Source organism: Pseudomonas fluorescens (assembly GCF_902497745.1).
GTDB classification, from domain to species: Bacteria; Pseudomonadota; Gammaproteobacteria; order Pseudomonadales; family Pseudomonadaceae; genus Aquipseudomonas; species Aquipseudomonas fluorescens_BM.
Genome location: NZ_CABVHJ010000003.1, coordinates 265252 through 278637 on the forward strand (window position 1 = coordinate 265252; position 13386 = coordinate 278637).

Sequence of the window (13386 nt, forward strand, 5' to 3'; positions counted from 1 at the left end):
GGGATGACCGCTAGCGCTCGTTTTATGGCGATTTGAGGGGGACTTGCAGGAAACGCGCCAGCTCGTCTGCCTCCGTTGACTGCCAACACCGGCGGCAGCGACGAGCACTAGGGGGATAAAAAAGAGAGCCCGATCTACCAGGATCGGGCTCCCTTCGTTACAGCGCAAAATGCCTTCAACGCGACTGCGAGGCAGATGAATCAACCAAACATGGCAAACCCATCGCCATTGATCGGCAGAACATCACCGTTGGCTGCCTTGAAGTGTTCGATGGTGTTGCCACCCGCGAACCAGTCCTGCAATTTGACACCTTGCTGGGTTGGGTCGGACGGTGGGAAATATCCGTCGCTGAGGTACAGATCATCGCCAACCCGCGCCAGCTGCAACGTGTCAGCCGAGCGAATGTTATTCAGGATCAAGGTGTCATTGGTGCTGACCCCGTCATCGCGGATAGTCACCAGCAGGCTGGTGTTGACGAAGTAGGTGTCATCGCCCTCGCCACCATTGGCAAAGCCGCTGGCCTTCATCTGCCCAGGGGCAGTATGCAAGGCGCCAAAGGTCAATGCGTCATTGCCCGCACCACCTAGCAAGACAAAGTTCGCCCCCGTACCGAGCAGATCGTCATTGCCCTCCCCGCCATCTGCAGTGCCACTGACGACATAAATCGTGTCGTGACCGGCCTCACCATAGGCGATAGTGCCACGGTCATCCGGAGCGCTGACGATCATGTCGTTGCCATTGCCGCCGTACAACATGTCAGCTTGCGGCCCTGCGGCAGCCACGTCGACCGCGAACGGCCCGAGCTGGGTGTAGAAGCTGCCGTAAATGACATCGTTGCCGTCGCCACCATAAATGGTGTCATTGCCGAGGCCGCCTTCAAGACCATTGGCCAGCGCATTGCCGGTCAGGGTGTCATTGAAATGGGTGCCGATAATGCTCTCCACATTGATCAGCACATCGCCCTGCGCATCGCCGCCCTGATTGACGCCGGTTTGCAGATTGATATTCACCGCCGTGGCGCTGTTGAGGTACCAGACGGTGTCGATCCCTTCACGACCGTCGATCACATCGGCGCCACCGCCACCGACGAAGTTGTCGTTGATCGCAGTGCCGGACAAGGTGTCAGCAAAATTACTGCCCTGGAAGATCTCGATCCCGGCGAAGGTATCGCCAGCAGCATCACCGGCGTTGACATTGGTTTTCAGGTCGATGGTAACGCCACTGTAGGACGACTCGTAGCTGACCAGATCGAAGCCTGTACCGCCATCAAGTGCCAGGGCGGCAGTACCGCCAACAAAGACGTCGTTGAAGTTCGAACCACGCATTGCTTCAATGCTGTTATAGGTATCACCCAGCGCGATCCCGGTATTGACCCCGATTGTCAGGTTGACGCTGACGCAACAGCGCTGTCGACGTACGAAACGGTATCCAGGCCACCACCACCGATGAACTGATCGGCACCGCCACCACCATACAACAGATCGTTGCCGTTACCACCAGTGATGATGTTGTCGATGGCATTACCCCAGCCGGTAAACGAACCGGTTCCCGTATAGGTCAAGCGCTCGACGTTAGCCGCCAACGTATGATCTTTCCAGGTCACGCGCACTTCATCGTTGCCACCGCCAGCCTGCTCAATGACCGTCACACCACCACCATTGACGTAATAGATGTCGTCGCCGGCGCCGCCATCGTAGGTAGCAAAGAGAGAAGCTTCGGTGGTGAACGTGTCGTTGAATGCCGAACCGATGACTTTTTCGACCCCGGTCAGCGTCACGCCTTGCGAGTCGCCACCAACGCCCGCCAGACCGGTGCCCGGACGGATATCGATATTCACGGCAGCAGCAGACGTCGAGTAATCGACCGTATCAAAGCCTTCACCGCCATCGACGCCCGAAATCCGGCTATCGACCACGAAGGTATCGTTGTATTTGGAGCCGGCAATGACTTCGATGCTGTTGTAAGTATCACCCGCACCAATCCCCGAGTTGACCCCGATTTTCAGGTTGATGCTGACCGCGACCGCGCTGTCGAGGTACGACGCGGTATCGCGGCCAGCGCCACCGATGAACTGGTCGGCACCGCCGCCGCCATAGAACATATCGTTGCCGTTACCACCAGTGATGATGTTGTCGCTGGCGTTACCCCAGCCGGTAAACGAACCGGTTCCCGTATAGGTCAAGCGCTCGACGTTAGCCGCCAACGTATGATCTTTCCAGGTCACGCGCACTTCATCGTTGCCACCGCCAGCCTGCTCAATGACCGTCACACCACCACCATTGACGTAATAGATGTCGTCGCCGGCGCCGCCATCGTAGGTAGCAAAGAGAGAAGCTTCGGTGGTGAACGTGTCGTTGAATGCCGAACCGATGACCTTTTCGATACCGGTGAGGGTATCGCCCTGCGCATCGCCACCGACTCCTGCCAGCCCCATACCCGGCCGAATATCGACGTTGACCCCCGCTGCGGAAGCTGAGTAATCGACCGTGTCGAAACCATCACCACCATTCAATTTGTCGGCACCGGCACCACCCAGAATCAGGTCGTTGCCGCCGAGACCATTGATCTCGTCATCACCACTGGTACCCGTCAGCGTATCCGCGCCGTTTGTCCCGTTTATAACAGCCATTGTTTCTTCCTTGCCTTGTTGTGAACCGGTACCGGTTCGCGTGGCGATCACGTCATCGCGGCGAACGATAAAGAACTCTGAATGTGTTGATATCGACAGGAATGGATCGCAACTTGAGCCGTTGCAAAAAAATGTATTGGCATTGATACAAATACGAATGCACGGAGCAAAAAAAAACAGGCGACTGTAAAAGTCGCCTGTTTTTATGTAGCCGGAGCTGATCGATCAATCCGCCAGCCAGCCATGCTCCCAGTAACGCAGGTTATCGCCACGCAGCACGTAATCGCGCAGCACTACCTCACGCAACTCGTCGCCCATGCGGTAACTGGCATCAGGATCGGCCAGGTGCATGCGAATCGCCTGCAGCCACTCATCCGTACTGTTGGTCTTGATCCGCGTGCACGGCAGGTAGCCGCGATAGGCTTCGGTGTCTGTGCAGATCACCGGATAACCGCAGGCGCCGTACTCCAGCAGACGCAGGTTACTTTTGCAGTCGTTGAAAATATGGAATTCCAGCGGTGCCAAGGCCAGGTCGAGATTAAGGCTGGCCAGTTTCGCCGGGTAGGCGTCGAGGCCGATCACGCCGTGGAACTCATGCATGTACGGACGCAGGTCATCCGGGCACATGCCGAAAAATACCCAGTCGACTTCATCCGCCAGTTCACGCACAACATCGGCGATCACCGCCAGGTCGCCATGGTGACTGGTGCCACCGCCCCAGCCGACGCGCGGTTTTTTCGAGGTACGGCGCCGGCTGCGCAGGTTGCTCCAGAATTCCTTCGCCAACATGTTCGGCACCACGCGGATGTCGTGATGCATGTCTGACAAGGCGTTGGCCAACGGCTGCGTCGAGACCACGACACGGTCGCACAGGCCGATCGCCCGGCGAACAATACGCTCCATCTCATACTTGTCCGGCATGTTGCGGATGTGCGCGTTGCGATGGGGAACATCGATAACGTAGTCGTCCAGCTCATAGATGCGCCGGGCGTTGAAGTATTTGCCCAGCACCGGCATTTCGTTGACCGACGACGCGGTATAACGCCCCTGCAAAACGATCACATCAGGCGACATACGCTCGATTTCAACTATCGGCGGCAGGTTCACGCTATAGCGAATCTGCCCTTGTACCCGACCCGCAGCTTCGAGTTCGATCAGCGGCTGCGTGATTCGATAGTGACCGATCGCGGAGGCGTTGAGCGGCAACCCGAGAATCTTCGGCAAGGTGCTATTGCTGAAAGGGCTCCATCCGGTGCGCAGGCCTGGCTCGAGCGTGAAGCTCGAAGCGGTGTGCTTGTGCAGCGAAAGATTGGGATTGTAGGCAGGGTCGCGGGCAATGACCGGCAGCCAGCGCTTGAAGAACGTTTCTTCCTGCTGATTGTGCGAGACCCCTTCTTCATTGATGACCGCCTCGATTGGCTGCGCGCCCAGCGCCAGCACCGCGTAAGGCGTCCACACCACAAGATAACCCTGACGGGCTACGCGCAGGGCCAGGTCCACTTCATGCAGCATGCGCGGCAGACTCTGCTCGTCCAGCCCGTCAACCGCATCGAATACCGACTTGCGCACCATCAGGCAATCGGCGCCGACGGCGCTCAGATCCTGAACCACCTGCAAGCGGTACATATAGCCGGATGACTGCATGGCCTGACCATAAAACGGAAGGCCGGCCGGTCCCTGCAAACCGAGCACCAGCCCCGCGTGCAACACATACCCATCAGGGTTGAAAATCTTGGCGCCGACGATGCCGACTTCCGGGCGCTGAGCGTGATTGAGCAACTCGTCGAGCCACTCAGCTTGAGTGATCACGGTGTAGGGGTTGAGCAGCAGAACGTATTCGCCCCGCGCCTGAGACACGGCGAAGTTGCGCAGCGCGGCGACGTTACCCTGCTGCGGGTAGGTCAGCACGCGTACGCGCTCGCTGCCCAGCTGCGCCATACCGTCCAGCCAGGCACGAGCCTCGGCGGTCTCGCTGGCATTGTCGACCAGCAACAGCTCGTACTCGCTGTACGCGGTTTTTTCCAGCAGGCTTTCGACACAGCGTTGCAAGGCTGCAATCTGGTCGCGCGTGGAAATGATGATCGAGACCAACGGCCGATGGGCATGCCGGTAATCGATTCGATTGAGCAGCTCGACGCTGCCGCGACGCAGATCGTGGGCGATTCCCAGGCGATCAAGATGCGCCGACAGCAATCGCGCGTTGTTTTGCGTCACGGCGGGTAGCGACAGCCACTGGGCCAGATCGAAGGACGACTCGATGGCAATCTCGGCCAGATGCCCCACCACCTGAGTGCCTTGATCCTCAACCATGCGCCAGAGGATGTCGTGAGGCGCGAGTTCGGTAAACGTCGAATCGAAGCCGCCGAGCGCCAGGAAGGTCTCGCGCCGGAACGCCAGGGCGCGGCCGACATAAGGGTAGGTGCGCATCAGATCCAGGTTGAAGTCAGGCTTGAATGCCGGTTCTACCGACTCCCCCGCACGTAGGCTGCCTTCATCGCTGTACAGACAGTGCAGAGCGCTGTTGAAGGCGATACGCTCAGCCATCATCAGCAAGGCCGGGGCCACCAAACGATCACCGGCGCACAGCAGATAAAACCAGTCGGCGCCTTCCAGTTGCGGCAGCAACTGGTTGATCTGTTCCAGGTGGTCGTCCTGTAACGGTAAATGGAACACACGTCCATCCAGTACCGGTTCAGCACAATCGCTGGACAGCACCAGCGTCAGCTCGGGCGGATAGATCTGCGCGGCGAGACTTGCCAGCGTGCGCTCCAGCGCCGCCGGACTGCCCTGCTCATCCACCACGATCGGCACGATGCGCGGTGTGGACGGCCAGCCCGCCAGGGTGTCGGGCAGCAATCTGCTCTGGACGTCACTGAGCCTGCGGCACTCCAGCCATTGCGAATAGAGTTCGGAAAAACTCTGGCTGTCAGCGCCAATTTGCCAGATCTGGGCGCTCTGCTTGGTACCGAGCGTTCGGCTCAGCGGCAGCTCTATCCAGACCCGAGGCGACTCATCCGCTTTGGGCAATGGTACATAACGCGCCCATCCCTTCGCAGGCGCCAACTCTCCGCTGCGCGCCTCGAGCATTTGCAGCAGCCATTTCTGCTCGACCGCCAACGCATCCTTCATGGCTTGCTGGCCGCTCAAACGATCCGGATACAGGCGTTCGACACTCAACACATGATTGGAGATCACCACATTGCCGCGTCGCAGCAAACACACGAACAGCGCAAAATCGAGGCTAGCAACAAAGCAGTGTTCAGGCTGGGTCAGCGCCGGCAGCAATTCGACTATGTCGGCGCGACGGAACAGGGCATTACTGAAACCACCGAGGAGGTTCGAGGGGAACGTCTCAAAAAGCGCCAGCAGATCCTCACCTTTGAACAGGCCACTGATCGGTGACAGTGGCGTGTTTTCCAGCCGCGAAGGCAGCGCCATGTCGTCGGCGTCCCACAGCAGCCGCTGGGCCAGCACCAGGTTTACCTCGTCACGATGAGCGAGCACATCGGCCTGATACTCGATGCAGCTGGTGAACAGCTGATCGTCGTCACACAGAAACTTGATGAATTCGCCCTGAGCCTGATCCAGGCAGGCCTGCAGATTGCCGACCATTCCCAACGTCTTTGGGTTGCGCACGTAACGTACCGCTACCCCACTCTGCTCGATCAACGCTGTGACAATGGCCTCGATTTCATCGCCGCGACTGTCGTCGCACACAATAATTTCAAGATTGCCATAACCCTGGCTGACGGCGCTGCGCAATGCCCGCTCGAAGAAGCGCGGATTGAAGGCAGGAATGACAAGGCTGACAAGGGGAAGTGAATTCACGGCGGACTCGCAAGCGGCGGGAACCCGCCCGGAATTGCGAGCCCTCTGATACCGCGAAAAAAAGACATAGGAAACTCAAGAACCGAAGTTCCGGGCGCTCACGCGCCCGTTACCGTCAGATCTTGTTGAACAGCCCCAGTTGGCTGATCTTACTGAACGCCAGTTGTGCAGCCTGCAACATGGTCTGCTGCAAGGTCAGACGAGTCATGACTTCGGCCGGATCGGAATCGCGGATCGAACCTTGCGTCGTCGTGTTTGCGGTGCTCAGGCTGTCGTTGGTAACCGCCTGCATATCCAGCGACTGACCACGGGCACCAATCGACGTGACTGCGGTGCCAATCTGATTGGCCGCGGCGTCGATGTTGCCGATACCGGCTTCCATGGCGCCCTGCAGCTTTTGCTTGGCGACCGGATCACCGTCGATTGGCGTATTCAGCGCGGTGATCATTTGGCCCAAGGTATCGAGCACGTTCTGGGTCTGGTGGTTATTTGGCTGGATCGAAAATTGATCGCCGGCTGCGGGGGTATTACCCAAAGCGAATGTCACACCGGCTGCCGTCGCATTACCACCGACCACAGTGCCCGAAGAAACAGGTTTGCTGTCCGCCGTGACCGGCGCCGCGTACAGATCGAACGCCGTGGCACTGGTGAACTTGAGAACCGCGCCACCCTGCGGGAATGCCGCGGTGTAGGCGGCCTGGTCGGTGATGCTGGAACCGGTGATCACCGCCGTCGAAGGGTTGCCCGGGCTACGCGCAGTGGTGAACGTGTCCGGTGTCGCGGACAACTGAAAGCTGTGCCCCGCAATGACCGCGTCCGGGTTGGTATCACCCGCCTTCAGGTTGAGGTTCAGCTGCATGTCGACGCCACGGAAGCTGAAGCTCTGATTGGAACCACTGGTGTTGCTGATCACGCCGTTCTTGCTGGCTTCAGCCGTCACATCGTTACCCAGTGCGTCAGTGATTTGCATCTGCGTGCTGCTGACGAAACTGACAGTGTACGGCTGCCCGGCGGAGAACTTGGCGTTGTAGGTGGCTTCAGTGCCGATCGTACCGTTGGACAACACGACACGGCCATCATCCACCGCAGGAGCGGTTCGGGTGACGTTGGTTCGGGCGGTATTGATGGTCTGCTGAAAAGCGTCCCAACCGGTGGTGTTGGTGCCGACCGTCAGGCCATCGCCGATGCCCAGATTGATGGTGGTCTGGTCACCGTTGTAGGTGTAGGTGCCGTCGCCGTTCTGCGAGTAAGGGGCGGTGTCGGTCTTCGAACCAGAGAACAGATAGTTGCCATTGGCATCCTTGGAGTTCATCAGGCCCAGCACTTGTTTCTGGATCTCGCCCAGTTCCGAGGCGTAAGCCTGGCGGTCCTTGTCGGTGATCGTGCCGTTGTTGGCCGCCAGGGAAATTTCCTTGGCACGTGCCAGTGCCGTGGTGATGGAGTCCAGCGTGGACTCCTGCACGGTCAACGCACTTTTGGTGGTATCAACGTTGGTCTTGTACTGATCCAGCATCGCCGCCTGCTGACCCAATTGCAGCAAACGCCCGGCACCGATCGGATCATCGGACGCATTGGTAATGCGCTGCAGGCTGCTCGCCTCGCTGGCGCTGGCAACAGCCTTGTTGAAGTTACGCTGATAGTCCGACGCTTGCGTGCCGTAATACTGGGCGGTGGAAATGCGCATGAATTACGACTCCTTAAAGGCTGTTGATCAGCGTGGCGAAAGTTTCCTGCGCAGCTTTGATGATCTGCGAAGACGCTGTGTAGTACTGCTGATATTTGACCAGGTTGCCGGTTTCTTCATCCAGGTTGACCCCGGACAGCGAATCGCGGGCGCCTTTGGCGTTGTCCAGAATCGCCGTGGTGGCGGCGCTGTCGGACTTGCCTTGAGCGGTCTTGGTGCCGACGTTGGTCACCAGCTTGTTGTAGCCGTCAGTCAGGCTGATGCCCTTGCTGGCCGAACCGGTGTCGATGGTCTGCTTGGTTTGCAGGGCGACCAGCGATTGCGCGTTGCGGTTGTCCGAAGACGCCGCACCGGTCAGGTTCATGGTGAAGGTTTCGCCCGACTTCGGCGTGCCGCCAACGGTGGTCTGTACGGAGAAGGTTTTCTGCACGTTCGGCGTAACGCTGGTGTCCAGCACCGGGTTGCCGCTGGCATCGACGATGCCGACTTTCAGTTCCAGCGTGTTCGATTGACCGGGAACGATAGTGCCGCTGCTGATGAGGCCGCCCTTGGCATCCACAAAAGTGTAAGACTGGCTGCCCCCGGTAACCGCACCGAACACCAGTTTGACCGGCGTCGAGTTCTTCAGCGCCGCCTGCATGTCAGCCTGGGCAGTCGGGTTGTAGATATCGATCTTGCTGGTCAGCGTCGGCTGGGTGAAAGTGCCCAGACCGTTGGCGCTGGCCACACCGGTCAACGGACCGGCCGCGGCGATTTTCTTCGGATCGGTGAGCACCGTCTGAATGCTCGCCGCCGCATTACGGGTCGGGGTGATTTTGAAGCTGTCACCGGCGCTCAACGCACCACCCTTGAGTGCGAGGGTGAAACCGTCGATCACTGGCGGCGGATTGGTCGTGGTGCTGAAGGCACCCAGGTCGGTGCCGTCGGAACGCTTGACGGTGTAGTCAGTGGCGCTGGTGAACGTCACTTGATAATCGCTGGTGGTCAGCTTGCCGGTGTCTTTGATGGTGACATCGAGGTTACCGGAACCGGTGCTGTTGCCCGACTGCGCGATGCTGCGCGAACTGATCAGCGCGGCACTGTTGATGTTGTTGAAAATCGCCGCGCCGAAGTCGCCGTTCTTGTCGATGCCCTGGGCTTGCTGGCTGTTGACCTGATCCGCGATCACCAGCGCCACTCGGCCCAGCTCATTGAGCGATGGATCGAGGACTTCTTTGCGGTAAGTCAGCAGGCCGCCGATTTCGCCACCGCTCATCGCCGAGGTGATGTCGATGGTGCTCGAACCGCGATCCATCTGGATGGCCATGCGCGACGGATCGTCCTTGAGCGGCACGGTGCTCAGGGTGTTGGTGGTGTTACCGATGACCAGCGGCTGGCCGCTGCCGATATACACGTCAAAACTGGTACCACGCTCGACGACCTGCGCGCCGGTCAACTCGGACAACTGACGTACGGCTTCGTTACGGCTGTCGAGCAGATCGTTTGGCGCTCCACCGCTGGTGGATATCTCACCGATCTTCTGGTTCAGGTTGGCAATCGAGGTGGCCAGCTTGTTCACCTGAGCGGCCATGTCGCCAAGGCTGCCGTTGATGGTGGTGTTCTGGTCGTTGAGCTGCTTGGCGATGGTGTTGAAGCGACTGGTCAGCGCCTGTGCGCCGGTCAGCACCGATTGACGGGAAGTGTCATCGGTCGCCGAGGTCGAAACGCCCTGCATCGTGGTGAAGAATTTCTGCAGCACGCCGGTCAGGCCGGTGTTGGTATCCGACAGCATCGAGTCCAGCGGTGTGGCCTGAGCCAGAAACGCGGCAGATTCGCTGTCGAGCGAAGTTGCCGTGTGCAGTTGGCTTTCCAGGTACGAGTTGTACACCCGGCGCACGTCGGCCAGGGTGGTGCCCGTACCAATGAACACGGTGCCGAACTGCTGCGAGGATTTGGTGCCCTGCACGGTTTGCTGACGTGAATAACCGGCGGTGTCGACGTTGGCAATGTTGTTGCCTGTCGTAGCCAAAGAGGACTGGCTGGCCGACAGTCCCGACATCCCGATATTGAGCAAACTCATGGTTCAGACCTTATACCTTGTGCCTTATAAAGGCGTGGTGGATACACCCGCCGCAGCGTAGTTTTGGAAACTGTTCATCTGCTTGGCTATCTGCGAAATCTTGCTGGCGTAGTTCGGGTCGGTTGCGTAACCGGCCTTTTGCAACTCGCGTACAAACTGTTCTGGGTTATCGGCAGACTTCACGACATCTTGATAGCGATTATTGCTCTGCAGCAAAGTCACCAGATCGTGGAAGCTGTCCTTGTACGAAGCGTAGGAACGGAACTCGGCCGTCTCCTTGACCATCGCGCCATCGCGGAACTCGCTGGTGATCGCCCGGGCCGAATCGCCCTTCCAGTTACTGCTCGCCTTGATGCCGAACAGGTTGTGGCTGCTGCTGCCATCCTGGGCGCGCATGACCGATTTGCCCCAACCGGTTTCCAGTGCCGCCTGCGCCACCAGATAACGCGGATCGACGCCGATACGGTCGGCCGCTTCCTTGGCCATCGGCAGCATGGTGTTGACGAATTCATCGGCGGAACTGAAGGCTTTCTTCGCCGGCGCGAGCGGAATCTGCGCCATGGCGCGACCGTAGACCTGCATTTGCCCGCCCGCGGCTTTTTCGCCTTCGGCGCGTGCCAGCCAGTCGCCGTTGTACAGCGGACCGGCACCGGTTGTAGCGGCAGTTGCGGCGCGTTGCGGCAGCTGTGTTGCCGCTGTCGGCGTGGCCGACGGCACCAGCCCGGCGAGCAAACGATCGGCCAGTTTCGGTGGCAGAGCCAGACGACGCTGATTGATCAGTTCCATGTCGTTGCGATGGGCGAGTTGCGTGTTCGGCGCGCTCACCGAACGCGATGCCCACAACGGGCGCTCGCCATTGAGTCGCGACAACGGGCCGTTGGTAGCCACGGTGCCGGCGGCAACCGGCGTGACCACGGCCGCGGCTTTCGCCTTGGCCTCTTCCTGCTTGGCAGCCGACGCGGCAGCGGCCTCGCCCGGCGCCATCGGTTTGTTCTTCGACATCTGCCGCATCAGCACGTCGGCCAGACCGATACCACCGCCCTCGCGGGACATGGAAACGGCCAGTTGCTGGTCGTACATTTCCTGATACTGCTTGGCTGCCGGCGTGTTCAGCGGGTTGTCCTGGCCCAGCGCTTCAGTGGCCGAACGCATCGACTTGAGCATTTCGCCAAGGAACAGCGATTCGAATTCCTGCGCCACTTTGCGCAGGTTCGCATCGCTGTTCTTGTCGCCGACCTTGAGCTGGTTCAAGCGATTGAGGTCCGAGTAGGAACCCGAATCGCTGCTGCTGACCAGACCGCTTTTGCGCATATCCATAAGGGTCGGCCTCAGATCACGATCAGGTCGGCTTGCAACGCGCCGGCCTGCTTCAAGGCTTCGAGGATCGCCATCAAGTCACCCGGTGCCGCGCCGACCTGGTTCACCGCCCGCACGATCTCGTCGAGGGTGGTGCCCGGGCCGAACTTGAACATCGGTTTGGCTTCCTGCTCGGCGTTTACACGCGAGCGCGGCACGACAGCGGTCTGGCCGTTGGACAGCGGGCCGGGCTGGCTGACGATCGGGTCTTCGGTAATGGTCACGGTCAGGCTGCCGTGGGTCACGGCGGCTGGCGAAACCTTGACGTTCTGGCCGATGACGATGGTGCCGGTACGCGAGTTGATGATGACTTTCGCCACCGCCTGACCCGGGTCGACTTCGAGGTTTTCCAGGATCGACAGGTAGTCGACGCGCTGGCTCGGATCGAGTGGCGCGGTGACACGAATCGAACCACCGTCGATGGCTTGCGCGACGCCAGGGCCGAGCATGTCGTTGATCTTGTCGACGATACGTTTGGCGGTGGTGAAGTCGGAACGGTTGAGGTTCAGCGTCAGGCTGTTGCCCTGGTTGAAACCACTCGGTACCGAACGTTCCACCGAGGCACCGCCAGGGATGCGACCGGCCGACGGAACGTTGACGGTGATCTTCGATCCGTCACGGCCTTCGGCGTCGAAACCGCCGACGACAAGGTTGCCCTGAGCGACCGCATAGACGTTGCCGTCGATACCCTTGAGCGGGGTCAGCAGCAGTGTGCCGCCACGCAGGCTCTTGGAGTTACCGATCGAGGACACCGTGATATCGACCTGCTGACCTGGCTTGGCGAACGCCGGCAAGTCAGCACTGATCGACACCGCCGCGACGTTCTTCAATTGCACGTTGCCCGATCCTGGCGGCACCTTGATGCCGAACTGCGAGAGCATGTTGTTGAAGGTCTGCAGAGTGAACGGGGTCTGCGTCGTCTGGTCACCGGTGCCGTTAAGCCCGACCACCAGGCCGTAACCGATCAACTGGTTGGAGCGCACGCCGGAAATGCTGGCGATGTCTTTCAACCGTTCGGCTTGTGCATTGAAGGCCGCCGACATCAACAGCGCGGCCACCATAAGGCTTTTCAGATTCAACGTAGCCACCTAGAAAGGGAACAGCGGGCTGAGGAAGAAACGGTCGAACCAGCCTGGCTGACTCGTATCGGCAAACGCGCCGGTACCCGAGTAGGTGATGCGTGCATCGGCGACCCGGGTCGACGATACGGTGTTGTCCGTAGCGATGTCATCGGCGCGCACCAGACCGGCGATGCGCACCAGTTCGTCACCGGTGTTCAGCGTCAGCCACTTCTCGCCCCGCACGGCGATGATGCCGTTGGGCAGCACGTCAGCGACGGTCACGGTGATCGAACCGGTGAGGCTGTTGCTCTGCCCGGACTTGGCGTCGCCCTTGGTCGAGCGATCGGCGCTGTAGCCGGCGTTCAGACTCAGGTCGTTGCCACCGATCGGGTTGTTGGTGGTCAGGCTGGAGCCGAACAACGAGGTCAGACCGACCTTGTTGTCGCTGTTCTTGTCCATTTGCGAGTTGGCGTTCTTGCTCGCCTGCGTGCGCTCGTTCAGGGTGATGGTGATGATGTCACCGACCCGGAAAGCCTTGCGGTCGCTGTACAGGTTCTGCTCGAAGCCGGCCTGATAGATCGAGCCGTTATTGGCGGCAGCCGGCAACGGCGTGCGCGGCAACACCGGGGCGTAGTAAGGGTCATTGGGCTTGGGCGTCGGGGCGACGCAGCCCGCGAGCGAGACGACCCCACTCAATGCCAGAACAGATACAAAGCGATTCATGACCCTACCTCACGGTGTTGCAGGCGACCTCATGGCCGCCTCATAG

General features: G+C 59.8%; 8 protein-coding genes. All 8 read right to left on the reverse strand.

The annotated features are described in order from the left end of the window. Nucleotides 1-200 precede the first annotated feature (200 nt). The 8 genes from F8N44_RS31610 to flgH all read right to left on the reverse strand — a co-directional run bounded on the left by F8N44_RS31610 (nt 201) and on the right by flgH (nt 13340). Entirely contained in the window at nt 201-1325 is a 1125-nt protein-coding gene (locus F8N44_RS31610) for a calcium-binding protein (protein ID WP_224794735.1), read from the reverse strand. 56 nt (nt 1326-1381) lie between these two features. Continuing rightward, on the reverse strand, nt 1382-2629 hold the full coding sequence (locus F8N44_RS31615; RefSeq protein ID WP_224794736.1) for a calcium-binding protein: 1248 nt from the start codon (nt 2627-2629) through the stop codon (nt 1382-1384). Between the two features lie 225 nt (nt 2630-2854). Further along, complete coding sequence (locus tag F8N44_RS06375) at nt 2855-6457, reverse strand: glycosyltransferase (RefSeq protein WP_150649728.1); 3603 nt, start codon at nt 6455-6457, stop codon at nt 2855-2857. 115 nt (nt 6458-6572) lie between these two features. Beyond that, nucleotides 6573-8141, reverse strand: coding sequence for a flagellar hook-associated protein 3 (locus F8N44_RS06380; RefSeq protein ID WP_150649729.1), 1569 nt, complete (start codon nt 8139-8141; stop codon nt 6573-6575). Between the two features lie 13 nt (nt 8142-8154). Then, nucleotides 8155-10200 (reverse strand): flagellar hook-associated protein FlgK, encoded by a 2046-nt coding sequence (flgK, locus tag F8N44_RS06385; protein WP_150649730.1) that lies wholly within the window; start codon nt 10198-10200, stop codon nt 8155-8157. A 24-nt stretch (nt 10201-10224) separates the two neighbouring features. Beyond that, nucleotides 10225-11517 (reverse strand): flagellar assembly peptidoglycan hydrolase FlgJ, encoded by a 1293-nt coding sequence (gene flgJ, locus F8N44_RS06390; RefSeq protein ID WP_150649731.1) that lies wholly within the window; start codon nt 11515-11517, stop codon nt 10225-10227. 11 nt (nt 11518-11528) lie between these two features. After that, complete coding sequence (locus F8N44_RS06395; protein ID WP_064119566.1) at nt 11529-12617, reverse strand: flagellar basal body P-ring protein FlgI; 1089 nt, start codon at nt 12615-12617, stop codon at nt 11529-11531. 27 nt (nt 12618-12644) lie between these two features. Beyond that, the gene (flgH, locus tag F8N44_RS06400; protein WP_038363773.1) at nt 12645-13340 is read right to left on the reverse strand and encodes a flagellar basal body L-ring protein FlgH; all 696 of its coding nucleotides are present in this window, start codon (nt 13338-13340) and stop codon (nt 12645-12647) included. Nucleotides 13341-13386: the final 46 nt, after the last annotated feature.

Bases quoted from the DNA above. Each gene is read 5' to 3' on its own strand.
- F8N44_RS31615 (WP_224794736.1), bottom strand. From the start codon at position 2,629: ATGGCTGTTATAAACGGGACAAACGGCGCGGATACGCTGACGGGTACC.
- F8N44_RS06395 (WP_064119566.1), bottom strand. From the start codon at position 12,617: ATGGTGGCCGCGCTGTTGATGTCGGCGGCCTTCAATGCACAAGCCGAA.
- flgK (WP_150649730.1), bottom strand. From the start codon at position 10,200: ATGAGTTTGCTCAATATCGGGATGTCGGGACTGTCGGCCAGCCAGTCC.
- F8N44_RS06380 (WP_150649729.1), bottom strand. From the start codon at position 8,141: ATGCGCATTTCCACCGCCCAGTATTACGGCACGCAAGCGTCGGACTAT.
- flgH (WP_038363773.1), bottom strand. From the start codon at position 13,340: ATGAATCGCTTTGTATCTGTTCTGGCATTGAGTGGGGTCGTCTCGCTC.
- flgJ (WP_150649731.1), bottom strand. From the start codon at position 11,517: ATGGATATGCGCAAAAGCGGTCTGGTCAGCAGCAGCGATTCGGGTTCC.
- F8N44_RS31610 (WP_224794735.1), bottom strand. From the start codon at position 1,325: ATGCGTGGTTCGAACTTCAACGACGTCTTTGTTGGCGGTACTGCCGCC.